We start from the raw sequence: 25,275 nt of genomic DNA on the forward strand, positions 1-25,275 counted from the left end.
GGCCGTGCGGGTCTCCCCCGCACGGCCGCCGTGCATGCGCGCGTGTCAGTCGTCCACGCGGTGCGCCGACTGTGAGGCGCGCGCCGGCAATGCGCGCGGCGCGTCGAATCCGCGGCGCGCGAATTCGTCGGCGATCGCCTGCGCGATGCGGCGGCTTTCGCCTGCGTTGACGAGCGCGATGATCGAGCCGCCGAAGCCGCCGCCGGTCATGCGCGCGCCGTACGCGCCCTCGTTGCGCGCCACGTCGACGGCCACGTCGAGTTCGGGCACGGTCACCTCGTAATCGTCGCGCAGCGAATCATGCGACGCGTTGAACAGCGCGCCGGCCGTCTCGATGTCGCCCCGGCCGAACGCGTCGATGAAATCGTCCACGCGGCCGATCTCGGTGATGACGTGACGCACGCGCCGGCGCATCGTCTCATTGTCCAGCTGCGCGAGCACGTCCTCGAGCGCCGCCGCAGGGTCGGCCGCAGCGTTCATCTGGTCGGCCACCACGCGCAGGTTCGGCACACCGAGGATGTGCGCGGCCTCTTCGCACATCGTGCGCCGCGCCTCGTACTGGCCGTCGTTGAGCTGGTGCGGCGCCTGCGTGTCGAGCACGAGCAGCTCCAGCCCATAGGCGGACAGGTCGAACGGCTCCTGGCGCACGCTCTGCGCGGCGGTCAGGCCGGGCATGCAGTCGAGGCGGATCGCGTGGTCCACCGTGCAGCGCATCGAGGCGTTCTGGTCGAGGCCGCCGGTCGACGCCCCCGCCATCTCGTTCTCGGCCATCACGGCCGCGTCGATCAGCGTGATGCGCCCTTCGTCGCTGCCGCCGAACCCGAGTCCATACACATCGTCGAGCGCGATCGCGGTCGAGCAGGTCATCGCGGCCGACGAGCTCAGGCCGGAGCCGAGCGGCACGCACGAGCTGAACACGGCGTCGAACCCGCGCACCTGGTCGAACCCGGCTTCGCGCAGCGCCCAGGCCACGCCGATCGGGTAGGCGCCCCAGCCATCCACGCCGCCCGCGGCCAGGCCGTCCAGATCGGCCATGGTCATCTCGTCGGGCGTCATGTCGGAGATAACGCGCACGGTCGTGTCATCGCGCGGGGCGAGCGCCACATATGTGCGGTGCGGCAGCGCGATCGGCAGGCACAGGCCGCCGTTGTAGTCGGTGTGCTCGCCGATCAGGTTCACGCGGCCCGGCGCGGCCCACACGCCGGCCGGCGCAGTGCTGAAGCGCGCTTCGAACAGCGCGGCGGCACGGGCGGCGCCGTCGGCGTCGCCCATCGGCTCGATGAATTCCACTGCAGTGGCCATGATGGTCCCTTCTGTCGTCTGTTGTGCGGATGCGCGCCTAGTCGAGGTCGACCGCGCCGAGTTCGTGGAAACGCTGGGCGATGAGTTCGGGCGTCGTGTCGCTCACCCACGCGGCCATGCCCGATTCCGAACCGGCGAGGTACTTGATCTTGTTGGCCGCGCGGCGGAACGAGAAGAACTGCAGGTTGAGGCGGTAGTGCTCCCCGCGCGGGTCGTGCACAGGCGCCTGGTGCCATGCGGCGATGTACGGCAGGTCCATGCCCTTGCCGTCGCCGGTGTCGAAGAACATGTTGCCGCGCTTGAGCAGCTGCGAATACATCTGCGCCAGGTCCCAACGCTCCCGGTCGTTGAGCTCGTCGAGCGTGCGCACGTCGCGCAATGGCTGCACCTGCACCTCGAGGGGCCAGCGCGCGGCCGCCGGCACGTAGGCGACCCAGCTGCCGTTGCGCATGATCACGCGCTCGCCGGCGTCGATCTCGGCGCGCATGATGTCGGCGAGCAGATTGCCGCCGGTGCACTCGTGGTAGGCCTCGGTGTGCTTGAGCTCCTGCTCGAGCTTGGGGGCGATGAACGGGTAGGCGTAGATCTGGCCGTGCGGGTGCGCGAGCGAGACGCCGATCTCTTGGCCGTGGTTTTCGAAGACGTAGACCTGCTCGAGGCCGTCGATCGCGCTCAGCTCGGCGGTGCGGAACGCCCATGCCTCCACGACGGTGCGCAGGCGTTCGACCGGCAGGTCGGCGGGCAGGCCGTGCTCGTTGGGGTCGAAGCAGATGACCTCGCAGCGGCCGGACGCCGGGCGCTGGAGCCACAGCGGGTTGCCGTCCACTTCCACCGTCTCGTTGGACACGCCCGGCACCTGCACCATCGAGGGGAAGCGGTTCTCGAAGACGACCACGTCGTAATCGGTGCCCGGCACTTCGCCGTCCTGGTAGGGGTCGCCCGACTTGCGCGCGGCGAGCGGGTTGCCGGTGGCGGTGGCCCCGGGGCCGATCGTGATCGGGCGGTTCATGCGGGCCGTGGCCATCGGGATCCAGTCGCCGGTGAGCGGGTCGCGGCGCATCTGCGGGGCGGCGTACGGCACTTCGTTGCCGTCCACGTCCAGATGCGGCGCGAAGCGGTAGGGCAGGTCGCGCGGGTCGACGAGCTGGCGCGTCTTCTTGCCGGAGACGTAGTCGGGCTCGTCGTCCAGGTAGAAGAACTCGCGGCCGTCGGACAGCGTGGTGGGAGTGATGCGAATATGCTCCTGAGCATATTCACCCGGCTGGTAGTGGGCGAATGGAGACATCGATGTCCTCTTGTGTTGTGCTGCTGGTTGTGGTGTTGCCGGCGCACCGCGAAGGCGGCGCCGGACTTGGGTTGGTGTGGTCTCTCAGTCTTCGGGCAGCTCATCGTCGGCCTCGTCCACGCCGTGGGCGAGCACGAGTTCCTTGACGAGGTCGCGCGTCTTGGTCGCCGAGTCCGGGTCGAGCCCGTCGTCGGTGATCACCGTGTCCACCTGGTCGAAGCGGGCGAACAGCGAAAGCGATGTGCTGCTCCACTTCGTGTGGTCGGTCAGGATGATCGTGCGGTCCGCGATGTCCATCATGGCCATGTCGGTGGCCGCTTCGAGCGAATTGGGCATCAGGAAACCGCGCGGCACCGAGACCGAGTGCGTGCCGAGAAACACGGTGTTGACGCGCAGCGAGGCGATCACCTTGTCGGCGATCGGCCCCACGAGCGAATTGGAGCGTGTGATCACGCCCCCGGTCACGATCACCTCGACGTCCTTGGATTCGAGCGCCTGCACGAGCTCGGCCACGGGGATCGAGTTCGTGAGGATCGTGATGCCGTTGGCGCGCTGCGATTCGAGCAGGTGTTGGGCGAACACGTAGGCGGTCGTGCCGCCGCCGATCGCGATCACATCGCCGGGCGAGACATACTCGATCGCGCGCTGTGCGATTGCGTCCTTGAGCCCGAGCTCCATCTGCGATTTGACGGAGAACAGCGGCTCGCTCAGCAGCGTGCTCGTGGAGACGGCGCCGCCGTGGACGCGCTTGAGCAGGCCTTTGTCGGCCAGGTCGGCGATGTCGCGGCGGATCGTCATGGCCGAGACACCGAGTTCCTTCGAAAGCGCGGTGATGCGCACCGCACCGCGCGTACGCAGGCGGCTCAGGATCAGATGCTGACGTTGTGAGGAAATCATGCGAACATTATCGCACATTATCTCCCAAACACCAACTCAGTTTGAGAGCTTCGGCGTGTTTTCCAACAAAACCGCACGTAATCGCACATCCACACGCCTGCAACTCGAACATTTTCCACCGCACGGCTCCGCACACGCACGCAATCAGTCGATACCCGCCTCTGCCTCGTCCACAAGCTCGTCGTCGAGCACGTCGTCGGGGCCGTCCTCAATCTGGCGTTTCGCATCGGTGATCTCACGTGGGATCTCGTCAGGGTCGTGCAGCTGGCGGTGCATGCGCGCGAACCCCCAGCGCGTCACCTTGTCCATCGCCTCGCGCACGATCGACCCATCCATCTTCGATTCGCCGCGCGCGCGTTCGGGGAACACGATCGGCATCTCCACCACGGTGCCGCCGGCTGCGATCACGCGCCGGGTCATGTCGATCTGGAACACATAGCCGTTGTCTTCGATGCTGTGCAGGCTCACCTTGCGCAGGATGCCCGCACGGTATACACGGAACCCGGATGTCATGTCGCGCACCTTGAGCCCGAGCATGAGGCGCGCGTACTGCGAGCCCACGCGGCTGATGAGGTCGCGGTACCACGGCCAGTTCTCGGTCGTGCCGCCGGGCACGCGCCGCGAACCGACCACGAGGTCGATGTTCGCGTTCCCCTCGATCCGGTCGAGCATGCGCTTGAGGTCGTCGGGGCGGTGCGAGCCGTCCATGTCCATCTCGCAGATCAGCGTGTACCCGTGGTCGAGCGCCCACGTGAAGCCGTCCACATACGCCGAGCCGAGCCCGAGCTTGCCTTTGCGGTGCAGCACGAACACGCGCGAATCCATCGTGCAGCCGTTGATGCGGTTCGCGATCTTCAGGTCAGTCGTGCTCACATGCGCGTCGGAGAGCACCTTGGCGTCTTTGCCTGCGCGTTCGAAGCCCGTGTCCTTCGACTGCGCGCCGCGCGCGACGTGCACGCTCAGCTGCGGCGCCATGTTCGTGGCCTTCGAGATCACGTCGGCGAGCGTGCCGGTGCCGTCGGGCGAGGCGTCATCGACGATGAGCACGTCCACGCCCGGGTTCTGCACAAAGACGCCGGTGAGCGTGGGCTCCAGGTTGTCGCGCTCATTGTACGTTGGCATGACCACGCATACGCGATCCGTCATCTGCCCCACCTCCTGCTTTCGGCTATGCCACGACTGTAGTGCGTCGCGGTGCGGTCCGCCCGGCGTGAACCGGCCGCCCTGCCTGCCACACGGCCCCTCGGGCCTCGACGCGCGCGGCCGTTCGTGGCACAATGGACGCATGTCTTATGTATCTGAGCATAGTCTGCACGACGCCGTCAACAAGGCCACGACCGACCTTTTCACCTTCGCCTACAAAAACGTGGTCAAACCGTACGCCGTGTTCAACCACACGCCCGATGTGGCGCACGACCAGATGATCCGCTTCTGCGATGTCACGCGCCGCGTGCCGCCGCTCATGTGGCTGTTGCGCACGATGCTCGACTACACCGACCCGGTGCTCGAGACCACGGCGATGGGCGTGCACTTCGCCAACCCCTTCGGGCTGTCCGCCGGCCTCGACAAGAACTGCGAAATGTCCACGCTGCTCGACAACGCCGGCTTCGGCTTCGAGACCGTGGGGTCGACCACGTCACGCCCGTGCCAGGGCAACGCGCGCCCGTGGTTCCACCGCCTGCCCGAATACGATTCGATGATGGTGCACGTGGGTCTGGCCAACCTGGGGTCGGACGAGGTGATCGCACGCGCGCAGCAGGCGTGGAGCAAGACGAAGACGATGCAGATGTCCGTGTCGATCGCCCGCACGAACGACCAGCTCGTGGGCGACCTCAACGAAGGCATCGAGGACTACTGCATCTCGATGCGCCGCGCGGCCGGCCGCACCGCGATGGTCGAAGTGAACATCTCGTGCCCCAACACCACGGTGGGCGAACCGTTCACCGCGGACCCCAACGCGCTCGACCGCCTGTTCACCGAGCTCGACAAGATCGACCGCCCGCAGCCCACGCTCGTCAAGATGCCGCTCAACAAGACGTGGCCCGAGTTCAAGGAGCTCCTCGACGTGCTCGCCGGGCACAACGTGCAGGGCGTCACAATCGCCAACCTGCAGAAGGACCGCACCGGCATGAACATCCCGCGCGACTGGCTCGGCGGCCTTTCGGGCGGCCCGTGTACCGTGGAAAGCACCGAGCTGATCCGCCGCGTCTACCGCGACTACGGCCAGCGCTTCGCGATCGCGGGCGTCGGCGGTGTGTTCACGCCGCAGCAGGCCTACGACAAGATCCGCGCCGGCTCGTCGCTCGTCATGTTCATCACCGCGCTCATGTACCGCGGGCCTCAGCAGATCACCGTGCTCAAGCGCGGCTTGGCGAAGCTGCTCAAGCGCGACGGCTTCGCGCACGTGGGCGAAGCCGTCGGCATCGACGCCTGACCACCGCGCGGATCACCACGCGCCGCGCAAGTACTGCGGCGGGTATGGGATCCGCGCGCGCCCGACGCCCAGTTTCGCGGCGGCGCGCAACGGCCAGTACGGGTCGCGCAGGGCGGCGCGTCCGATCTCCACGGCGTCGGCCTGCCCGTGTGCCACGATTTTCTGCGCCTGCCGGGGCTTGGTGATCAGGCCGACCGCCGTCGTCGGCACACCGGCCTTCGCGCGGATGCGGTCGGCGAACGGCACCTGATAGCCCGGCTTGGCCGGGATCGTCACACCGTCGATCAGGCCGCCCGTCGACACGTCGACCAGGTCCACGCCGTGGTCCTTGAGCGTGCGCGCCAACTCCACGCTCTGGTCGGCATCCCAGCCGCCCTCGGTCCAGTCGGTCGCCGAGATGCGCACGAAGAGCGGCATGTCGTCGCGGATCACGCCGCGCACCTCGTCCACGACCTCCACGAGCATGCGCATGCGGTTGGCGAGCGATCCGCCATACTCGTCGTCGCGCGTGTTGATCAGCGGATCGAGGAACTCCGAAAGCAGGTACCCATGCGCGGCATGGATCTCGATCGCCTCGAACCCGGCGGCCATCGCGCGCCATGCGGCGTCACGGAAGCGGTGCACGATCCCGTGGATCTCGTCCACGCTCAACGCGCGCGGCGCCTGCAGATCGCCGAACGGCAGGTCGGAGGGGCCCACGGTGTGCCAACCGCCTTTGTCGACCGGCACGGTCTGCCCATCGTATCCGATCGCGAAGCAGCCGGTCGAGCCTTTGCGCCCAGCGTGGTTGAGCTGGATCGCGGGCACGGCGCCGGCCTGTTTGATGCCGTCGGTGACCCACCGGTACGCGTCGATCTGCCCGTCTTCCCACAAACCCAGGTCGCACGGCGAGATGCGCCCGTCAGGCGTGACCGCGGTCGCTTCGACGATGATGAGGCCGAAGCCGCCCATCGCACGGGAGACATAGTGCTGGTAGTGGAAGTCGGTGGGCCGGCCGTCGCACGCGAACGCCGAATACATGTCCATCGGCGGCAGCCATACGCGGTTGCGCGCGGTCATGCCACGCAGCGTGATCGGGGTGAACAGCGCCGGCTCCGTTGCCGCGGCCGCTGGTTGCACCGCTTTGGTTTGCTTGGATTTCTTGATGTTCTTGGTATGTGGTTGTGCTTTGCCCATACCCCGCCACCCTACCACACCGCATATGGCGGTGGCGGCGCACCCGCTTGGATGCGCCGCCACCTCAATCACTGTTGACAGGGCTCACAGAACCGGGGTCACCGGGTCTGCTGGTTCTGTCGCTGCTGCAACCGCCCCTGCTGCGTGCCTTGCAGGGTGTTGCCGTTCTGCGATCTCGACACACCCACCTGCTTCATGTACTTGTCCGCGGCGTGGCCGTAGTCGTTGTCCATCGGCAGGTTCTTCTTCGCCGCGTATTGGCTCACGGTCTTGCTGAACGCAGGCGCGGCGATCGTCGAACCGTCCCAGTAACCGTGGTATTCGCCGTTGATCGCGATGTTCTCGATCGGGTGGTTGATCGGGTCCTGCACGTCGCCGACGAGCACGAACGTGGCGATCTGGTGCGGGATGAACCCGCCCGTGGTCACATACATGTTCTCGTTCGTACCGGTCTTGGCGAAGGTCTTGCGGTTGTCGGCCAGCTGGGCCGCGCGGGCGGCGCCGTCAGGGCGCGTCACACCTTGGTTCATCGTGTACGCGAGCGTCTGGATGATCTCCTTGTCCACCGCCTGATGGCAGTTCGCCTGCGGCACGTCGAGCTTGTTGCCGTCGGAGTCCTCGGCCGACTTGATCGCCACCGGCGTGCACTCCACGCCGTCCGCCGCGATCGTGGCGTACACGTTGGCCATCGTGAGCGGCGAGACCGAGGTGGTGCCGCCGATCAGCAGCGCGGGGTGCATCGAGATGTCGCTGTAGACGTCTTCCTGCCCGATCTTCGAATTGTGGTAGCCGAGCGACTTCGCGGCGTCGGCCACCGCGCACAGGCCGATCTGCGCGCCCATCGCCGCCATCGTGGTGTTGTGCGAATGCACCAGGCCGAGGAACGGGCTTTCCGGGCTCACCGTGCCGTTCGTCAACGCGTTCGTCACATGCCAGTTGTCGGTGCCGCCCTGGTAGCCGTTGCACGAGAACTTGTTGGTCAAAAAGTCGGTGGGCGCCACAAGGCTTTCGTTGATCGAACGGCCCTGCTGCATCCACGCCACCAGGTTGATCGGCTTCCACGACGAACCGATCTGGAAGCCCTGGCCGCCGCCGTCGATCTGGTCCACCGCGTAGTTCATCGACGAACGGGTGGGGTCGGTCGCCGCCGCATCGGTCGCGTCGTAGGTGCGGTTGAGGCCGAAGCCGAGCACTTCGCCGGTGCCGGGCTTCACCGATGCCATCACGATCTCCATGCCGCTCGAATCGGCCGCCGGAATCGTGGCGTTCGCCACGTCCATCATCGCCGCGTTCGCGTCAAGGTCAAGCGTCGTCACGATCTTGAGGCCGCCTTCCTGCAGCAGGCGCTCACGGTCTTCCGCCGTCTTGCCGAATTCGGGCGAGTTCTCGATCTTGTGCACCACGTAATCGCAGAAATAGCCGGCGTCGTACTTGGCGGCCATGCAGCCGCGGCTCACGCTCGTCAGGTGCAGTGTGTCGACGAGCGGCGTGTTCACGGCCTCCTCGTACTCCTGCTGCGTGATGAAGCCCTGGTCGTGCATCAGCTGGAGCGTGATGTTGCGCTGCTTCTGCGCCTCTTCCTGGTTCTCGGGGATCGAGGGGTCGTATTTCGACGGGTTCTTCGTGATCATGGCGATCGTGGCCGCCTGCACCACATTGAGCTTGTCCGCGGTCGTGTTGAAGTACCGTTCCGCCGCCGCCTGCACGCCGTAGAGCGAATTGCTGCCGAACTGCGCGATGTTCAGGTACCCCTGCAGGATCTCCTGCTTCGAGTACTTCTTCTCCATCTGCACCGAGATGAGCATCTCGCGCAGCTTGCGCGCGATCGTATCCTCAGTGGCGTGGTATGCGGCGATCGGGTCGTCGTTGTCGCGCGCCTTGGTGGCGAGCACGTTCTTCACGTACTGCTGCGTGAGCGACGAACCGCCCTGTTGATCGCCCTTGCGCATGTAGGTCTGCACGAACGCGCGCATCACGCCCTGCACGTCCACGCCCGAATGCTCCCAGAAACGCTTGTCCTCACGGGCCACCACGGCCTGCATCATCGGCTTGGAGATGTCCTTGAGCGGCACCACTTCGCGGTTCTGCGCATAGAACTCCGCGATCACGGTCTTGCCGTCGCTCGCGTACATCGTCGATTTCTGCGGCAGGTTCGTCACATCGAAGTCGATGCCTTCCACCTGCATCGAGGGGGCCACCGCTTTGGCCACATTGTTCGCGCCCATCACGGCGGGCAGGAACAGCACGCTCGTCGTCACACCACCCGCGATGCACAGGGTGATGAACGCGAGCGCAAGCGCAAGCACGCGCATTCCAGTCAAGGATTTCTTCTTGTTCGGCTTCGGCATGCTGACCATTCTAAATGGTCGGCTCTACTGCGTCCACAGTTTCCCCACAATGCTCACGCAATGCACGCAACCGGCCCGCCACGCGCGCTAGCGCTGCGAGCGGCGGATCAGTTTGCCCGGCTGGTAGATGATGATCGTGCGCCCTTCGCGCGCGATCCAACCGCGGTTGGCGAAGTCCATCAGTGCCTTGTTCACCGTTTCGCGGGACGAGCCCACGAGCTGCGCCATCTCCTCCTGCGTCAGGTCGTGCGGCACCTGCAGCCCCGCCTCCACCGGCTTGCCGAAGCGCGCCGCCAGGTTGAGCAGCGTCTTCGCGAGGCGCGCGGGCACGTCCATGAACACCAGGTCCGCGATCCGCTCGTTGTTCAGACGCAGCCGGTTCGCCAGCACCTGCAACATGTCGACCGCCACGCGCGGGTGCGCGTTGAGCCATGCGAACAGCGCGTCGTGTTCAAGCCACACCACTTTCGTGCCGTTGACCATCGCCACCGCGGTCGCCGTGCGCGGGCCGCCGTCGGGGTCGAACACCGGGATCTCGCCGAGCATCTCGCCGCGCGTGTGGATGCTGAGCAGCTGCACGCGGTTGTCCGCCGACTGCCGGATCAGCTTCACGCGCCCCTGCTCGATCACATACATGCGGTGATCGGTGTCCCCTTCGCGGAAGATCGTGTCGCCTTTGTTCACCACAGCGCTGTGCATATACGGCAGCAGCTCCTCCGCCTGTTGCGCGGAGACCTGCTTGAACAGGGCCGTGTGCAGCAGCGGGTTGTGCGTCTGATCGTCGTTGTGCGTCGCCATGACCACCTCATGCTCGAACCGTGTGCCTGCGCCCTGGCCGTCCATGGGCGCACGGTTGTCCCATTGTAGTCCAGCCGCGCGTCACACGGCGCCGAATTCGCGTGCCGTGCGCACGAGGCGCGCCACGACCTGCGCGCGCGTGCGCCGCGTGCCCGCGCATAGCGGCTCCACGCGTTTCGCCGCCGATTTGACCGCTTTGTCAGACATCTTCTCAGCGCTCGTGTTCAGCACGGCGCCCATCGCGCGCGCGTCGATGCTGTACGCGAGCGTCGTGTGGTGCAGCACACAGCCGGGGTCCCCATGCACGCGCTGCTGCGCCGACCCGCCGATCTTGCCGCGCGGGCCAGCGATGTCGTTGAGGCCGGCGAACCGCGCGCGCACACCGCACGCGCGCAGCCCCTCGATGAGCCACATGTCGCACAACTGGAACGATTGCGCCATGCTCAGCCCGTGCACAAAACCGAGTGGCGCGTACAACGAGACCGTGATCGTGCGCGCGGGCTCGATGTACATCGCGCCGCCGCCCGAATCGCGGCGCACCACATGCACGCCGCGCGCCCGCGCCTGGTCGAGGCGCACTTCGTCTTCGATCGACTGGTACGCCCCGCACACCACCGCGGGCGCGGCCCAATCCCACACGCGCAGCGTGGCCGGGCGTTCGCCGCGCGCCACTTCCCTCGACCACGCGCGCTCCACGCGCATCTGCTCTTCGGGCATGCGCGGGCCGTCCTCCACGAGCACGGGGGCGAGCGCGCGCCAGCGCTCGCGCACATTGCGCGGGTCGATCAACGGCGGCTGGGTCCGCTCGTCGTGCTGCGCGGCCTGCCACTGGCGGCGGATGCGCGCGCTACGCTCGGCCTCAAACCGTGCGAGCTCGGGCGCGTGCTGTGCATGGGCGCGCAATGCGGCGAGCGCAATGGCTTGGGCGTTCGCGCCGATCAGCGCACGCTCGACGATCGGTTCGAGCGCGCGCACGGTGGCGCGGTACCACGGTTCGATCGCCGTGCCGGGCGCATCGAGCGCGTCGAGACGCGCCGCGAGCACCGCTTCGGCCTGCGTGATCGCCGCGGCGGACGCCTGCTCGCTGGCGGCGAAGAAATCGCCGTCGATATGGCACGTGCGCGTGCCGGCCGCGTCTGCAACCGTCACGCGCACGAGCTTGCCGCCGGGAATCTTGACTTCGCCGATTGCGGGCATGGGATGGTCAGTCGACGAGTTCGACGCCGCGGGCGTCGCGGTGGGCCGGCGTGCCGTAGTCCGACGTGAGGATCTGCACGCCTTCGACGATCGACCAGACAATCGCGGCGAGCGGGCCAAGGCCGAACAGGATCCAGCCGAGGCACGTGAGCAGCACCTGGGCGATCGCCTTGCCGGTGAAGCCGAGGTAGAAGTTGTGGATGCCCAGGGCGCCGAAGAACAGCGCGAGCAGGCCCGCGAGGATCTTGTTGCGCGGCACATAGCCCGCCGGCACCGGCGCATACGCCGGGGTGCCGGGGGCGGCTTGGCCGTACTGCAGCTGGCCATACTGCGGCTGGGCGTACTGCTGCGCGTACTGGTCCGCCGCGGGCGGCGCATACGGGTCGGCGGTCGGCTGCGTGGTGGGGTTGGATGCCGGCTGGCCGTACTGCGGCGCACCGGCCGCACTCTGCTGGGCCATGGGGTCGGCATAGCCCGGCATCGCGATGGTGGGCTGCTGGTCGGCCGTGGCCGGCGCCGCGTTCGGGTCCGGCGGCAGATCGGGCATCTGCGGCGTGGTGGAGGCGAAGGTCTCGGTCACCTCCACGACATGTGGTTCGCTTGCAGGCGTCGTCTCGCCGCCCGCGGGCGTTGCATCGTCGTTCGATGCCGTGGGGTTGATTGGGTTCATTGGATCGGTCATGTTCTCTCGTTTCGTATGTGGTTCTGGTTGATGCCACAGCCATATAGGCTGGTTTTCCTGCCACCGCCCACTCTACACGGCTTGCCGGCGGCCGGCCGGCCGTGCGCCCATAACGCAAACGGCGGCCGGCATGCCATGTGGGCATGCCGGCCGCCGTAGGGATCAAGCGCGAGGCTCAGGCCACGTAGGTCGGGCCGTATTCGCTCGGCACGTGGGTCGTGGCGATGTACGGGCCGGCGGTCGGGCGCGCGTAGGTCTGGAAACCGTTGCTGTAGTTCATCGAAGCTTCTTCACAATTGCAGCACATAGCTGTACCTCTTTCGCTGGTTGGGCGCGCGGTGTGCGCGCCATGAATCGTGCGTGTTCGCAGCTCAGTCTACAGCCGAGCCACGATGTACGGCGGGGTGTGGCACGGCCCGTGTCAGATGCGGGCCAGGATGTCGCGGCCCACTTCCGCGGTGGAACGTGTGGTGGAGCCGAGCTCTTCGATGTCGGCCTCGACCGCGGCGTCGATCCGCGCGGCGGCATCGTCGAATCCAAGGTGGCGCAGCAGCATGGCCGCCGACAGGATGGCGGCGGTCGGGTTCGCGATGCCCTGGCCTGCGATGTCGGGGGCGGATCCGTGGATCGGTTCGAACATCGACGGGTATTCGTTGATCGCGTTGATGCAACCGGACGCGGAATAGCCCACGCCGCCCACCACGGCGCCCGCCTCGTCGGTCAGGATGTCGCCGAACAGGTTGTCGGTCAGGATCACGTCGAAGCGCGAGGGGTCGTTGACCAGGTAGATCGTGGCGGCGTCCACATGGTTGTAGTCGTGCGTGACCTCGGGGTACTCCTCGCCCACCTTGTCCACGATGCGCTGCCACATGTCGCCGGCGTTCACGAGCACGTTCTTCTTGTGCACGAGCGTCACATGCTTGCGGCGCTTCATGGCCAGGTCGAACGCGTAGCGCACCACGCGCTCCACGCCGTACGCCGTGTTGATCGAGACCTCGGTGGCCACCTCGTGCTCGGTGCCCTTGCGGATCGCGCCGCCGGCGCCGCAATACAGGCCTTCGGTGCCTTCGCGCACCACCACGAAGTCGATCTCGCCCGGCTCGGCGAGCGGCGAGGTGACGCCCTTGTACAGCTTGGACGGGCGCAGGTTCACATACTGGTCCAGCGCGAAGCGCAGTTTGAGCAGCAGCCCGCGCTCGAGCACGCCCGCCTTGACGCGCGGGTCGCCGACCGCGCCGAGCAGGATCGCGTCGGTGCCCTTGATGCGCTCCAGGTCCTCGTCGGGCAGGATCTCGCCGTCGCGCAGGTAGCGCTCCGCGCCCAGATCGAAGTCCACATAGGTGAACTGCGCCGCATCGCCAGCCGCCTGCTCAAGCGCCTGCTGGGCCCACGGCGTGACTTCCTTGCCAATGCCATCGCCGGGAATCACGGCGATCGTGTACTGCGTCTTGTTTTCACTCATAGGACGCGAGCGTACACGCGGCGCGCGCATGGCGAACCCATGCGGCTCATTTCTTGGACAGCTCTTCGCAAAACATCCACATGGCAAGACACCCGCAGGCCGCACGCGCTACATGAGCTCGGTCGCGCGCATCACATCGAGGCACCACGCGTTCTCGTAGCACACGTCGCGCCAACGCTTGTAGCGGCCCGTGCCGCCGCCATGCCCGGCCTCCACCTCGACCTTGATCACGGCGTCGAGCCCGGCCGCCTGCAGGCGCGCCACCCATTTGAGCGGCTCCACCACAAGCACGCGCATGTCGTTCATCGACGTCGTCACAAAGATGCGCGGGTAGGCTTCTACCGCCTCGCCATCGCGCCACACGGCGTGCGCCGGCTGCGCGGCCGCCGGCTCGGGGATCGCTGGCTCGTCGACGCGCCCGTCATCCGCGGGCATCGGCGAGTTCTCGTACGGCGAATACCCGCGCATGTACTGGTACGCCTCCACATCGTGCAGCGGGTCTCCCCATTCGTCCCATTCGGTCACGGTGAGCGGCAGGCCCGGGTCGAGCATCGTCGTCAGCGCGTCCACAAACGGCACGTCCGCCTCGATGCCGGCATAGCGTTCCGGCGCCAGGTTCGCCACCGCGCCCATCAGCAGGCCGCCGGCGGACCCGCCGTTCGCCACCGTGCGCGCCGGGTCCGCGAGCCCACAGTCCTGCAGCGCGGCCGTGGCGTCCACGAAGTCCTCGAACGTGTGCTTTTTGTTGAGGCGCCGGCCCGTTTCGTACCATGCTCGCCCCATCTCGCCACCGCCGCGCACATGCGGCACGGCATAGAGCACGCCGCGGTCGAGCATGCTCACGCGCGCCACCGAGAACGCGGGGTCGGTGCTGATCTCGTACGCGCCGTACCCGGTGATGAACATCGGCATCGACTCGAGCGGCGCGCCTTTCTTGTAGACGAGCGAGACGGGGATCGATTCGCCGTCGCGCGCACGCACCCAGATCGACCGTTCGGCGTACGCGCGCGCGTCGTACCCGCCGAGCACGGTGGCCGCCTTGAGCAGCGTGTCCTCGCCCGTGGCCGGGTCGATCTCGCGCAGTTCGCCCGGCCGCGTATAGCTCGTGAACGAATAGCGCATGCGCGGCGCCTCGTACGAGGGATTGCCGGCCGTGCCGATCGAATACATGCGTCCGGCCGTGCCCTCGAACCCACGCAATGCCGGCACGTCGGCCGGGTCGTCGTCGCCGGCGAGCGGCGGCGGCACAAGCTCGGTGAAGCTCCACGGGCAGCCAGTCAGGAAATCGCGCGCCGCCTGGCCCTTCGTGGTGATCGCGAGGCGCGGCAGGCCGTCGCCGCGGTACGAGAGCGCCACGAAGTTCTTGTGGAACGCGATGCCCTCGATCGCGAGCCCGCGCACGCCCTGCAACAGGGCGGGGTTCCGCGCATCGGTGAACGGTGTGCCGACCGGCGTCCGCTGCGCGCCGGGCGCCACACGGTCGCCGAGCTCGGTGCCGTACGGCGAGCCGACCGCGATCGTCACGCCGTCGCCCAACCGGTACGGCGGTTTGTGTGCGCGCATGTCGATGACGTCGATTTCGAAATTGGGATTGACCGCGTTGTGGTAGACGACCGCGATCGGGATGTCCTCGCCCTGCTCGCCCGCATGCTCGAACACGCCGAAGCTCACGTCGTATTCAATGCCCTCCCGCCGCGGGATGACCGGGGTGAACTCGCCTTCCGGATCATCCACAGGCAGCATCAGCACTTCGCTCGTGGTCTTCGAGCCGGTGCCGATCACGATGTGCCGGTCGTCGAACGACATGCCGACGCCGGTCCAGAACCGCTCGTCGCGCTCCTCGTACACGTCCACGTCGGATTCGACCGGCGTGCCGACCTTGTGCCGGCGGATCAGGTACGGGCGCTGCGCGTCGTCGAGCACCGTGTAGAACACATACCGGGCGTCGGGCGTGAAGCACGCGGCGGCGATGCCGTCGAAGCGCTCGGGCAGCTCCTCGCCGGTGTCGAGGTCGCGGATCGTGAAATCATAGCGTTCGTCGCCACGCGTGTCGACGCCGAAGAGCATCCAGCGGCCGTCCTTGCTGATGTCCATGCCGCCGAGCGCGAAGAACTCGTGCCCTTGCGCTTCCACGTTCGCGTCGAAGATGACCTGCTCCCCCGCGAGCTCGCCCGGCGCCTGTGCGGCGTCGATCACCGGCGGGTCCCAGTCGTCCGCGCCGCGGATCGGCAGGCGGCATTGCGTACCGTACTGCAGTCCCTCCTGCGTGCGCACGTAATACCAATAGCCGTCCATGCGCGTCGGCACCGACATGTCGGTCTCCTGCACGCGCGACTTGAACTCGTCGAACAGCCGCTCACGCAACGGTTCGAGATGGGCCATGCGCGTGGCCGTGTATGCGTTCTCCTCCTCCACGAACCGCTGCAGTTGCGGCGATTCCTTGTCGCGCATCCACTCGTACGGGTCGACGAACACGTCGTTGTGGAATGTGCGGGTGGTGGGCGTGCGCCGGGCGCGCGGCGGCTGTGGTGCGTGCTGTTCGTTGGTCATGCGCCGATTATAGGCACGCCTCACGGCATGCGGCGCGCGCCTATACGAACTGCTGCAGATACGGCAGCATGGTCTTGCGGATGTTCGAACCCGTGGCGCCGGTGAACACCGGCACGTCGGTCACCGGCATCGGCTGCGTGGCGGCAAACCCGGCCACCGAGGCCAGGCCGCCCACCGATTCGCGCGCGGAAAGCTGGCGGATGCCGATCGCGAGCACACGCCCCGGGTAGCGCTTGGCGATCTCGGCGTACGTGCTCGGGTCCTTCTGCCCGTCGTCGCCCAGCAGGATGAACTTCATGTCAGGGAAATCCTCCATGAGCTGCTCGGCGTATTCGAGCTTGTGCTGCACGCCGGAGGGCACGAAGGTCTTGGGGCGCGGGTCCAGGTCGCGCAGCAGGAGCGGCCCGTCGGGAAACCCGTAGTCGAAGATGAAGTTGCGGATCGAGCTCTCCACGTTCCACGGCGAGGTGGACAGGTAGAAGAACGGCGCGTCCGGGAACATGCGCCGGATGTCGTTGTACATGACCGCCATGCCCGGCACCGAGGCACGTTTGCGCGGCGAGAGCAGCAGCATGTTGTATGCCGCCTTCCACAGCGTGGGCACCTGCGTCACCATGATCGTGTCGTCCACGTCGGATATCACACCGACCTTCGCGTCGCTCGGGATCGTGAACAGTTCTGCCTCGACCGGCCCGCGGCGCGGCACCTTGCAGCTGAAGCGGTGCACGCCCGGCTGCAGGCGGTGCTCGGCGAGCAGGTCCAGATAGCCCGCGGAGTCGGAGACCGAATACGCCATCGTCTGCGCACGCGCCGGGTCGTTGCGGTCGTACACCTCCATCGTGCCCACCTGCACGGTGCGCAGCGGCACGCCGTCGATGGTGATGCTCACGCGTTCGTGCGCCGCCGGCACCTCGAGCATCGCGTGGATGCCGCGCATCGGCGTGTGCGGTTTGGCGCGCGTCGGCGCGTAGATCGTGCGGCACACGAGGCGCGAATATTCCTCGGTGCCATAGCCCACATACGGTTTGACGCTCGGGAACCAGTTGAGGTGCTTCACGAGGTTCGTCGAGAGCTTGAGCCACACGCCGAACACACCGATGATGCTTTTGCGCACCAACTGCTTGAGCGGGTTCTTCCACTGCAACCGCCGGCGCCGTGCGAGACGCTCGCTCGCCGCCGGCAGCGCGGCGCCCGCGGACACCGCGCCGATCGGCACCGCCACGGTGGGCATGTCGCTGTTCGATGTGGCGGCGCTCGTCGTGCGCAGCGCCACGGCCGCTGCCGGCGCGTCGGGCCCCGCCGCAGACATGTTCGGCGAACTGCTCACCACACGGCCTTGCCGGTGCTGTTCCTCTTCGGCTTGGATCAGCGCGTGCTGCAGAATGCTTTTGACCTGCTGCGGCACATGCCGGATGTCATCCCTGTCCGTCATGCGGCGATCTTCTCCGCGTACTCTTCCGCGCTGAGCAGATCCGGGCGGTCGTCGTCAAGGTCGATCTTGACGAGCCAGCCTTCGCCATACGGGTCGTCGTTCACGATCGCGGCGTCGTCCTCCGCCTCATGGTTCACGTATTTCACCGTGCCCGCCACCGGGCTGATCACCGGTTCCACCGCCTTCGACGATTCGACCTGCATGAGTTCGTCACCGGCCTCCACACGCGTGCCCACCGACGGCAGGTCCACGAACACGATGTCGCCCATGCGTTCGGCCGCGTACTCGGTGATGCCGAGGACCGCCGGCTCCTTCGTGTCGTCCACCCACACGTGGTCTTCCGAATACTGCAGGTACTTGGGAATGTCGAGTCGGTCCACCGGTTCCATTGCGTCGTTCATCGTCTTGCTCCGTTCTTGTATGCCTTACGTGTGCTTCCCCCAGTCTAGGCCATCTTCAGTCCAGGCTGCGGCCGTACCATTCCTCGATCATGTAGCGTGCGATCGTGGCTTTGCCGGGCGCGCTGATGCGGCCGGTCACGAGCAGGTCGGTGAACTCGTCGCGGGTCACCCATCGCGCGTCGGCCACCTCCTCGCCGTCCACGTGGATCTGCGTCGAGAGCGCCTGCCCCTTGAACGCCATCATCAGCGAGATCTTGAACGGCCACGGCTGCGAGCCCAGGTATTTGACCTCGCCCACCTCAATGCCGGTCTCCTCCATCGTCTCGCGACGGCAAGCGTGCTCGAGGTTCTCACCGGCCTCCACGAACCCCGCGCTCACCGAGTAGAGCGTCGGGTCGGCCCATGCGCGGTTGTGCTGCAGCAGCAGGCGGTCCTGCGCGTCGACGACCGTCATGATCACCGCCGGCTCCACGCGCGGGAACAGCAGGCGGTGCCCGTCGTCGCCGTTCGTGCAGCGCTGCGCCCAGCCGCTCATCGCGGGCCGTGTCGGCGCGCCGCACGCCGGGCAGTGCGTTTGGTAGGCGAACCAGTTGACGAGCGAAAGCATGGTGGTGGCCACGCCGATGTCGCGGCCCGACGCGTGCGGCACGAACGCGCGCAGGTCGACCCAGTCGAAGCGCTGCACGGCCGATTCGAGCACCCCCGGGCCGCCGGCCGCGTCCCCGCGCTCGTCGAACGCCGCGTCGACCGCGCGGCCGGCCGGTGGCACCGCGTCCACCGCGCTGATGTCGAGCGCCACAATACGCTCGGGGTGGGCGCCGGCGACTTCGCCCAGATATATCGCCACAACATGCGGGTGGCTCGCCAGTGCGTCGGCCACATACGCACCCGGCAGCGTGGCGAGCCGCATGCGCGCGTTCGGCCGCGCGGCCGCATTGCGCTGGCCGAGCGGCACGGCGAGCAGGCCGTTGCGCGTCAGGACCACGCGCGCGCCCACTTCGCGCAGCGTGCGGTCGATCAGCCCCGGGTCCGCGCGCCGCTCCACCTGATAGTCGATGGAGCCCTGCGCGAGCGGCAGATACGGCAATGCCTGGGTGAGTGCCAATGGTGCGAACATGATGATTCCCCCTCGTTGATGGATGATTATTCCGCTGCGATGGCGCGCGGCACGCGTGCGATCAGCCCGTGCAGCGCCTGTGCCACGATGTCGGGGCGCTCCCATGCGCTGAAATGGCCGCAGTCCTCGATTTCGGTCATTGCCACATCGGTGCCGGTCATCGCGCGCGCGATCGGCTCCATCACGGTGGGCGCGCTCGACGGGTCGTTCTCGCCGCAGATCACGGCCGCCGGTGCGGTGATGCGCGCGAACTGGTCGTTGAGGTCGGGTCGGCCGGCCGCCATCAGCTCGCGCCATGCGATGCCCGCAGGCTGCTGTTCGCGGATCCATGTGGAGAATTGGCTGATGTATTCCGGGGACTGTTTGATGGTGGAATCACCCGGCTGCACCTCGGTGAAGAACATCACGGGGTCGGTCGTGTGCCGTTGCACGCATTCGCGTGCGATCTCGATGCGGTGCGCGCGTGAGGCCGGCGCATCGGCGTCGCCCTTCGTGTCGAGCAGCGCCATGCCCGCCACGGCCTCAGGGTGGCGCCGCTGCACGTCGAGCACAAGATAGCCGCCCATCGACAGCCCCGCCCAGATCGCCTGCCCATAGCCGGCGGCGTGCAGCAGGTCCACGTAGGCGTCGGCCATCAGGTCGAGCGCATCGGGAAGCGCCCCGTCCTCGGCGCGCGCACCGCTGTCCTCCAGCCGGGGCACCGGGCTCGCGCCGGCGCCTGGCATATCAGGGGCCCAGATCGGGTATTGCGTGCACTCCTGCGCGTCGGACATCTCCATGAGCGCGGTGGCGCAACGGTCCCACATGCGGTGGTCCACGGGGAACCCGTGCACCAGGATCAGCGGGATCCCCTCGCCTTCGCGGTAGACGTGGTTTTCAATCGTCAGTGCCATGGTTGCAGCTCCTCAGTTCCTGTGCGCGTGCGTCACGCAACGTCCACGCACCACCTTAGAACACCACCGCCGATCACAGGCCGGCCCAGGCGAGCGCCTGGCGCACAATGTAGTCGTGGCCGTCGGCCATCTGCTCAAGGAACGAGTCGAGCGCGGCCGTGCGCGGGTCGACCCACTCCACGTCGAGCGTCTCGTCCTGCGGCTTGCAATCGCCCGCGATCGGCACCATGTAGCACAGCGCAATCGCATGCTGACGCGCGTCGTGGTATGGCGAGACCCCCGGCGTGGGGAAGAATTCGGCCACGGTGAACGGCATCAACCCCTGCGGCAGCTGTGGCAGCGCGATGTCGCCCAGGTCCTTCGAGATATTGCGCGCAATGGCCTCGCGAATCGTCTCGTGGTACAGCACACGGCCGGCGATGAGTGTGCGTTCCACAATCGAGCCGTCGTCGCACACGCGCAACAGCGACCCGATCTGCGTGACCCGCCCGAATTCGTCCGCGCGCACCGGCACGACCTCCACATACGCGATCGGCATCTGGCGGCGGATCCGCCCCAGGCTCTCGCCGTCAAGCCAGCCGGGAGGCGTGGCGCGCCCCGAACCATGGTCGCGCGTGAAATCCTCCGGCGTGATGTTGTCGAACTCACCGCGGCGGCGGCCGGCATCGTAGTCGTCGTTGTCTGGCACTTCATCATTCAGCACTGGCATGCCCCCATTATGGCGCAATCCACGCGCCGACTCCAGCCGTACACACCGCGCGGATTATCCCCGTGGCTGATTTCCCGGCGCGCCGGGGTGAGTATGGAATGCTGGGGAGTGGAATCCGGTTGACCATAGTACTGGTGAACCGAACGGACGTCATGAAGGAGCAAACTATGGCAGTTCAAGAAATCACAGAAGAGACTTTCGCACAGGCGGTGCAAGACAACACACTCGCTTTCTTCGACTTCTACGCCACCTGGTGCGGCCCGTGCCGCGCCTTCGGCCCGATCTTCGACAAGGCCTCGGAAGCCAACCCCGACATCTTCTTCGGCAAGATCGACATCGACAAGAACCAGAACCTCGCCAACCAGGCGAACGTGCAGGCCGTGCCGACGCTGATGATCGTCAAGGAAGGCCACATCATCTACCAGGAAGCCGGCGCCCTGCGCGCTCCGGACCTCGACGACATCATCGACCAGGCCAAGAAGCTCGACGTGGCGGCCGCGCTCGCCGAAGCCGAGAAGAACGGGGCCGACCCGCATGAGGTGCTTGAGGAAGAGGAGATCCAGGCCTGAGTCTGACCCCCTTTCCCCGGTGATGTGCCCGAATCTTCACACTCCGCAGCTTGTGGAGTGTGAAGATTCGGGCACATTTCTATATAAGGGTGATTGTACGCGGTATAATGGGCCGCAGTGTGCATTCCGGCGGCGGCCACGGATGTGGCCGAGCGCACCGAGGATTGGCACGCGCCCAACGAGTGGGTGTTTGTGCGGCGCGGATCAGTCTTGAGCAATACCACCGAGGATTAGTGGACGTAGTCAGAGGAGCATAATGTCGGCCCAACATAAGTCGAACAACCCCACCCTTCGATCGCTGAGCAAGCGCCAGTGGATGCGCATTGCCGCGGCGGCCGCAGGTGTTGGCCTGGTTGTGACCGGCGGCTTGGCCACGCGTAGCATCTACGCGGACGCAAAGCCCGAGGCGGCGCCGCAGCCGACCGCGTATTCCGTTTCCGATTCCCATGCCGCCTCCCGTGGCAACGCCCGCGAGGCACTGGACGGCGATGCCACCTATGTCAACGTCTCGATCAATGGCAAGACCCGTAGCGTGCTGGGCACCAACTTCACCGATGTGAAGTCCGTACTCGACGCCGGTGACATCACACTCGAATCGGGCGACACCGTGAAGCCCGACCTGCGCACGCCGGTCGACGAATCGACCACCATCGAGATCACGCGCGCAGGCGCCACAATGGAGACCGAGGAGTCGAAGATTCCGTTCAACACGGTGAAGAAAGAGACCGCCGACCTGCCCAAGGGCACCGAAAAGGTACAGACCGAAGGCGAAGAGGGCATCCTTGAGAAGACCAACCTCGTCACCCGCTCGGGGGACACCGTGATTTCGTCGAACACGTTCACCTCCTACGTGAAGAAAGCCCCTGTCGAGAAGGTGATTCTCGTGGGCACCCGTGTGGATCAGCCCGCTCCCACCCAGCAGTCGCAGCCTTCCACCGCGCAGAAAAAGGGGAACGGCTCGGCATCCGCATCCATCGGCACCACGGTTCCGGTTGGAGACATGCAACAGTGGGCGCATGACTATCTGCTGGCCAACGGCGGTTCGGAAGCCGATTTCACCGCCACGGTGTACATCATCAGCCGTGAATCCGGTTGGTCGGTCACCGCGACCAACGCGTCTTCGGGTGCATATGGCCTTGCCCAGGCACTGCCGGGCAGCAAGATGGCCTCGCATGGCGCCGATTGGGCCACCAACTACCAAACGCAGCTCAAGTGGTTCTGGGATTACTGCAAGGGACGCTATGGCTCCATTCAGGGCGCATACGCATTCTGGCAGGCCAACCATTGGTATTAAAGAGGCACCACGGTCAGCGCCAATAGAGTGGAGGGGCAAGCATGATGCTTGCCCCTCCACTCTATTCAATTCATGTGGTATTCACGCTTCAAACACGTACCGCACAGAATCAGAATGCCTGAGCCAGCTCTTCGGTGCGCTTCTGCTTCTTGCGACCACGCTTCTTCATCACGCCGGTCTTCTTGCTGGCCACGTCGTAGATGATGGTCTTGTCATCGATGAACGGATTGCCGTGCAAATGAGCGTAGGCCACCTCGTCATCGGCGACTTCTGGGAAATCGAAGAACTTGAGCACCGTATCCATCACGATCGGCATGTTCAGCGTGACCGAAGCAGTACGCTTGGTGGGCTTCACAAACTCAATGGCGTTGGTGTCGCCGCTATTGCAAGCCTTGATCGCAATCTGCTTGGTGTGCGGATTCGTCAGGATCTGCACAAACCGTGGCGAACCAAGTTCGAGTACGGAATTCTTATTGAATCGAATATAGCGAGGCGTAATAGTCAGAATGGACTTACCTGCCGGAGCTGCTGGGTTGACCATTTCAAAACCTTGTAAAATCGACATATACGAACTTCCTTACGTCGAGGAATGAATGATGCCTTACTACTATAAAATAATGCCGGTACAAACACAAATTGATTTTGACGCAAGTGTAATTACTTTATTGAAAAATCCGTGCGGCCGAGGATGCTTCTACCCCACCGGGCATTGCTTCACATAGGTCACGTCAGGCTTCTCCGAGGCTGTTGGCGTCTCGTCCACACCAAGCCTCTGCCTGGCATCCGGGGAGACCGTCACATCAAAGGAATAGGTGACCTCGCTCTCCGGCTGCACCTGTGTGATGGTGGTGTAAATGAGCCGGTAATTGAGCGAATCAGCGACCGGGTCAGCGCCATTGCCCGTGACTTCGAAGTCGCTCATCGTACCGCCCGCCGGCGGCATGAACACGATCTTTTCAAAGCTGGTGCCGTGGCTGTCGGGGAATTCGGTGCGGATGCCGGTGATGTACTGTGGCAACGTCTTGGATTCCTCGTCGGTCATCGTGTTCCGGATCGTGTACTCCACATGGTATTTTGCCGGGCCGTCCTCCAAGCAGTCAAGCTGCGTGATCTTCGTGGACCGCTTGATGTACCACCCCATTTTTGATGGATTGTTCTCGGTGATGTAGATGCCGATTTTCGGCTTGGCCTCATCGAGCGGGAATGTGGACGTCAGCTCGGTATCCCAGAAAAGCTGCTGCATCGTCGGATCAAAGGAATACACGGAGAGATGGCGGTTGTGCGCGAGCGTGACCATCTCACTGGCCAGCTTGGCCATCTTGCCAGCATCCAGATCGCCCATAAGCCGCTGGACGCATGCCTTCGCCACGGTGCCGAACATCGCATCGGTTTCCTCGGCTGGGTAGTCCTTGTATGCGGTGTTGATCAGAAAGTCCGCGGTGTTCGCACCGGTCAATACCGTACCGTTGGGGAGTGTCACATCGCCGAACACCTTCACCAAACTCTGCACCACAAGTGGATCGGCGAGCACGATGCCATTGAGCTCGGTATGCTTGCCTGTCTTCGTCTGCTTCCAAATGGCCTTGAAGTAGTCGGCGACGCGCACAGTATCCGGTGAATTCGCGATATCACGCACATCATAGTTCATGTTCATCGGCCCCTCTTCCCTGTAGAGGCGGTTTTCATCCTCCGACAGGTTGCGTGCAGTGATATTTGAATCCGCGAATCCCAGATTGGACCGGAAATCCCCGATTTCAATCTTGCCATCGTCAATCGTCACCGTACCGACTGCACCAATAAGGCCACCACTCGCACGCATCTCCCCCGGCGTCATCGCAAGAATCGCATACGTCTGCTTTCCCTCGTAACCGAGCCATTCAGGCAGTTTTGGAATGTATTCGTCCACAGCTGCCTGCATGTAATAGTTGGCTTTGTCAAGCACGACGCGACTGCTGTTGAGCGTATTCGCCACAATATTGATACGCGGGATGGGAATCCTGTCGAATTCCTCGGTGTACCGTTCCAGCGATTGCGAGGCAGTTTCCAATTCCGGCAGTGCTTTGATGATTGGTTCTGCGTTGATACTGCCGTTCGTATAAATTGATTTGAAATCGATGGCCTGCGCGGCATCCGCGAATTTCGGTGCCGTATCCTGTGCCATATCGTCTGCAACATCGGTCATCATGCGTACAACACGCATGCTGCCTTTGATGCCGGGGAGCTTCTCAGTGAATCTCCACAATGCACCGTTCGTAATATTGCGTGCGGCACGCGTCTCCTTCTGCATATCCGCAACGACTCCATCGAGGTCATTGAGCCTCTGCTCTTTGACAGCATCCTTGACAACCGCAATTGCGGTATCCTCATGATGCTTGACGAGCAGTGCCTGTGTGCCGATGGTACCGGCAAAAACCACACATACCGCAGCGACCGCGATGAGCACCCATCCCCACCACCGAATACGGAGGTACCACGCTATGTGTGTCACGGCTTCACCCGACACATCATCCTGGACTGCAGCTGAATCCACCTGTGCTGCACCTTCAACTCGGGAATGGTTCTCTTGCTCTTGCCGTGTTTGCTTGTCGCGCGACGTCATACTGACCGTCTCTCCTGTCTCGATTGTGCGGCTGAAGGTGCCCAAGCTGGTATGTGCGAGTAGGACTCCATAGACCGGACACTGACCAGCCTATTTTAGTCAATTGTCATGACTCACCACAATAGGGAGG

General features: G+C 65.3%; 21 protein-coding genes. 3 read left to right on the forward strand and 18 right to left on the reverse strand.

Annotation, left to right across the window (positions count from 1 at the left end; all coding sequences use genetic code 11):
• Positions 1 to 45: 45 nt before the first annotated feature.
• From galK to PG2093B_RS07410, 4 genes are all read right to left on the reverse strand, one after another.
• Positions 46 to 1,302, reverse strand: coding sequence for a galactokinase (galK, locus tag PG2093B_RS07395; RefSeq protein WP_129897943.1), 1,257 nt, complete (start codon positions 1,300 to 1,302; stop codon positions 46 to 48).
• 37 nt (positions 1,303 to 1,339) lie between these two features.
• Positions 1,340 to 2,587, reverse strand: a complete 1,248-nt coding sequence (gene galT / locus PG2093B_RS07400; RefSeq protein ID WP_129897944.1) for a galactose-1-phosphate uridylyltransferase — start codon at positions 2,585 to 2,587, stop codon at positions 1,340 to 1,342.
• A gap of 84 nt (positions 2,588 to 2,671) precedes the next feature.
• Complete coding sequence (locus PG2093B_RS07405) at positions 2,672 to 3,484, reverse strand: DeoR/GlpR family DNA-binding transcription regulator (protein ID WP_039172392.1); 813 nt, start codon at positions 3,482 to 3,484, stop codon at positions 2,672 to 2,674.
• A 144-nt stretch (positions 3,485 to 3,628) separates the two neighbouring features.
• Complete coding sequence (locus PG2093B_RS07410; RefSeq protein WP_129897945.1) at positions 3,629 to 4,630, reverse strand: polyprenol monophosphomannose synthase; 1,002 nt, start codon at positions 4,628 to 4,630, stop codon at positions 3,629 to 3,631.
• Positions 4,631 to 4,769: 139 nt separating this feature from the next.
• Between PG2093B_RS07410 and PG2093B_RS07415 the strand changes: the two genes are divergently transcribed.
• The gene (locus PG2093B_RS07415; RefSeq protein WP_129897946.1) at positions 4,770 to 5,918 is read left to right on the forward strand and encodes a quinone-dependent dihydroorotate dehydrogenase; all 1,149 of its coding nucleotides are present in this window, start codon (positions 4,770 to 4,772) and stop codon (positions 5,916 to 5,918) included.
• A 12-nt stretch (positions 5,919 to 5,930) separates the two neighbouring features.
• On the opposite strand, the gene PG2093B_RS07420 is transcribed toward PG2093B_RS07415, so the two are convergent.
• The 12 genes from PG2093B_RS07420 to PG2093B_RS07475 all read right to left on the reverse strand — a co-directional run bounded on the left by PG2093B_RS07420 (position 5,931) and on the right by PG2093B_RS07475 (position 20,683).
• Entirely contained in the window at positions 5,931 to 7,064 is a 1,134-nt protein-coding gene (locus PG2093B_RS07420) for an NADH:flavin oxidoreductase/NADH oxidase (RefSeq protein WP_129898037.1), read from the reverse strand.
• Positions 7,065 to 7,192: 128 nt separating this feature from the next.
• A complete protein-coding gene (locus PG2093B_RS07425; protein WP_431520220.1) occupies positions 7,193 to 9,451 on the reverse strand; it encodes a transglycosylase domain-containing protein in 2,259 nt (752 codons plus the stop codon).
• A gap of 78 nt (positions 9,452 to 9,529) precedes the next feature.
• The gene (locus PG2093B_RS07430) at positions 9,530 to 10,240 is read right to left on the reverse strand and encodes a Crp/Fnr family transcriptional regulator (protein ID WP_129898038.1); all 711 of its coding nucleotides are present in this window, start codon (positions 10,238 to 10,240) and stop codon (positions 9,530 to 9,532) included.
• Positions 10,241 to 10,321: 81 nt separating this feature from the next.
• Positions 10,322 to 11,437: a lipoate--protein ligase family protein gene (locus PG2093B_RS07435; protein WP_129897948.1), complete on the reverse strand. Its 1,116-nt coding sequence runs from the start codon at positions 11,435 to 11,437 to the stop codon at positions 10,322 to 10,324.
• 7 nt (positions 11,438 to 11,444) lie between these two features.
• On the reverse strand, positions 11,445 to 12,119 hold the full coding sequence (locus PG2093B_RS07440; RefSeq protein ID WP_242502863.1) for a TM2 domain-containing protein: 675 nt from the start codon (positions 12,117 to 12,119) through the stop codon (positions 11,445 to 11,447).
• A gap of 421 nt (positions 12,120 to 12,540) precedes the next feature.
• Positions 12,541 to 13,581: a 3-isopropylmalate dehydrogenase gene (locus tag PG2093B_RS07445; RefSeq protein ID WP_129897949.1), complete on the reverse strand. Its 1,041-nt coding sequence runs from the start codon at positions 13,579 to 13,581 to the stop codon at positions 12,541 to 12,543.
• Between the two features lie 108 nt (positions 13,582 to 13,689).
• The gene (locus PG2093B_RS07450) at positions 13,690 to 16,131 is read right to left on the reverse strand and encodes a S9 family peptidase (protein WP_129897950.1); all 2,442 of its coding nucleotides are present in this window, start codon (positions 16,129 to 16,131) and stop codon (positions 13,690 to 13,692) included.
• A gap of 40 nt (positions 16,132 to 16,171) precedes the next feature.
• Positions 16,172 to 17,440, reverse strand: coding sequence for an App1 family protein (locus PG2093B_RS07455; RefSeq protein ID WP_165369752.1), 1,269 nt, complete (start codon positions 17,438 to 17,440; stop codon positions 16,172 to 16,174).
• 119 nt (positions 17,441 to 17,559) lie between these two features.
• Entirely contained in the window at positions 17,560 to 17,964 is a 405-nt protein-coding gene (gene gcvH / locus PG2093B_RS07460) for a glycine cleavage system protein GcvH (RefSeq protein ID WP_129897952.1), read from the reverse strand.
• A 55-nt stretch (positions 17,965 to 18,019) separates the two neighbouring features.
• Positions 18,020 to 19,081, reverse strand: a complete 1,062-nt coding sequence (gene nudC, locus PG2093B_RS07465; protein WP_129897953.1) for an NAD(+) diphosphatase — start codon at positions 19,079 to 19,081, stop codon at positions 18,020 to 18,022.
• A gap of 26 nt (positions 19,082 to 19,107) precedes the next feature.
• The gene (locus PG2093B_RS07470) at positions 19,108 to 19,974 is read right to left on the reverse strand and encodes an alpha/beta fold hydrolase (RefSeq protein ID WP_129897954.1); all 867 of its coding nucleotides are present in this window, start codon (positions 19,972 to 19,974) and stop codon (positions 19,108 to 19,110) included.
• 73 nt (positions 19,975 to 20,047) lie between these two features.
• Positions 20,048 to 20,683, reverse strand: coding sequence for an NUDIX hydrolase family protein (locus PG2093B_RS07475; RefSeq protein ID WP_022858828.1), 636 nt, complete (start codon positions 20,681 to 20,683; stop codon positions 20,048 to 20,050).
• A gap of 167 nt (positions 20,684 to 20,850) precedes the next feature.
• Here PG2093B_RS07475 and PG2093B_RS07480 point away from each other — a divergent pair, with 167 nt between their 5' ends.
• Positions 20,851 to 21,252 carry a thioredoxin family protein gene (locus tag PG2093B_RS07480; RefSeq protein ID WP_022858827.1) on the forward strand — a complete coding sequence of 134 codons (402 nt, stop codon included), beginning with the start codon at positions 20,851 to 20,853 and terminating at the stop codon, positions 21,250 to 21,252.
• A 256-nt stretch (positions 21,253 to 21,508) separates the two neighbouring features.
• A complete protein-coding gene (locus tag PG2093B_RS07485; protein WP_129897955.1) occupies positions 21,509 to 22,546 on the forward strand; it encodes a G5 domain-containing protein in 1,038 nt (345 codons plus the stop codon).
• A gap of 109 nt (positions 22,547 to 22,655) precedes the next feature.
• Here the strand turns inward: PG2093B_RS07485 and PG2093B_RS07490 are convergent, their stop codons facing one another.
• Together PG2093B_RS07490 and PG2093B_RS07495 are read right to left on the reverse strand one after the other, a co-directional pair.
• On the reverse strand, positions 22,656 to 23,111 hold the full coding sequence (locus tag PG2093B_RS07490) for a hypothetical protein (RefSeq protein WP_129897956.1): 456 nt from the start codon (positions 23,109 to 23,111) through the stop codon (positions 22,656 to 22,658).
• 129 nt (positions 23,112 to 23,240) lie between these two features.
• Positions 23,241 to 25,190: a DUF4012 domain-containing protein gene (locus PG2093B_RS07495; protein WP_165369742.1), complete on the reverse strand. Its 1,950-nt coding sequence runs from the start codon at positions 25,188 to 25,190 to the stop codon at positions 23,241 to 23,243.
• Positions 25,191 to 25,275 lie beyond the last annotated feature (85 nt).

The organism is Bifidobacterium pseudolongum subsp. globosum (assembly GCF_004155535.1).
Classification (GTDB): domain Bacteria; phylum Actinomycetota; class Actinomycetes; order Actinomycetales; family Bifidobacteriaceae; genus Bifidobacterium; species Bifidobacterium pseudolongum_C.

What these genes read in the sequence shown, in the direction of transcription:
- PG2093B_RS07450 (WP_129897950.1), bottom strand. Translation starts at nt 16,131, where the DNA reads ATGACCAACGAACAGCACGCACCACAGCCGCCGCGCGCCCGGCGCACG.
- PG2093B_RS07440 (WP_242502863.1), bottom strand. Translation starts at nt 12,119, where the DNA reads ATGACCGATCCAATGAACCCAATCAACCCCACGGCATCGAACGACGAT.
- PG2093B_RS07475 (WP_022858828.1), bottom strand. Translation starts at nt 20,683, where the DNA reads ATGCCAGTGCTGAATGATGAAGTGCCAGACAACGACGACTACGATGCC.
- galT (WP_129897944.1), bottom strand. Translation starts at nt 2,587, where the DNA reads ATGTCTCCATTCGCCCACTACCAGCCGGGTGAATATGCTCAGGAGCAT.
- PG2093B_RS07480 (WP_022858827.1), top strand. Translation starts at nt 20,851, where the DNA reads ATGGCAGTTCAAGAAATCACAGAAGAGACTTTCGCACAGGCGGTGCAA.
- PG2093B_RS07485 (WP_129897955.1), top strand. Translation starts at nt 21,509, where the DNA reads ATGTCGGCCCAACATAAGTCGAACAACCCCACCCTTCGATCGCTGAGC.
- PG2093B_RS07455 (WP_165369752.1), bottom strand. Translation starts at nt 17,440, where the DNA reads ATGTCTGCGGCGGGGCCCGACGCGCCGGCAGCGGCCGTGGCGCTGCGC.
- PG2093B_RS07405 (WP_039172392.1), bottom strand. Translation starts at nt 3,484, where the DNA reads ATGATTTCCTCACAACGTCAGCATCTGATCCTGAGCCGCCTGCGTACG.
- PG2093B_RS07415 (WP_129897946.1), top strand. Translation starts at nt 4,770, where the DNA reads ATGTCTTATGTATCTGAGCATAGTCTGCACGACGCCGTCAACAAGGCC.
- PG2093B_RS07430 (WP_129898038.1), bottom strand. Translation starts at nt 10,240, where the DNA reads ATGGCGACGCACAACGACGATCAGACGCACAACCCGCTGCTGCACACG.
- PG2093B_RS07410 (WP_129897945.1), bottom strand. Translation starts at nt 4,630, where the DNA reads ATGACGGATCGCGTATGCGTGGTCATGCCAACGTACAATGAGCGCGAC.
- PG2093B_RS07445 (WP_129897949.1), bottom strand. Translation starts at nt 13,581, where the DNA reads ATGAGTGAAAACAAGACGCAGTACACGATCGCCGTGATTCCCGGCGAT.
- gcvH (WP_129897952.1), bottom strand. Translation starts at nt 17,964, where the DNA reads ATGAACGACGCAATGGAACCGGTGGACCGACTCGACATTCCCAAGTAC.
- PG2093B_RS07435 (WP_129897948.1), bottom strand. Translation starts at nt 11,437, where the DNA reads ATGCCCGCAATCGGCGAAGTCAAGATTCCCGGCGGCAAGCTCGTGCGC.
- PG2093B_RS07490 (WP_129897956.1), bottom strand. Translation starts at nt 23,111, where the DNA reads ATGTCGATTTTACAAGGTTTTGAAATGGTCAACCCAGCAGCTCCGGCA.
- galK (WP_129897943.1), bottom strand. Translation starts at nt 1,302, where the DNA reads ATGGCCACTGCAGTGGAATTCATCGAGCCGATGGGCGACGCCGACGGC.
- PG2093B_RS07470 (WP_129897954.1), bottom strand. Translation starts at nt 19,974, where the DNA reads ATGGCACTGACGATTGAAAACCACGTCTACCGCGAAGGCGAGGGGATC.
- PG2093B_RS07425 (WP_431520220.1), bottom strand. Translation starts at nt 9,451, where the DNA reads ATGGTCAGCATGCCGAAGCCGAACAAGAAGAAATCCTTGACTGGAATG.
- nudC (WP_129897953.1), bottom strand. Translation starts at nt 19,081, where the DNA reads ATGTTCGCACCATTGGCACTCACCCAGGCATTGCCGTATCTGCCGCTC.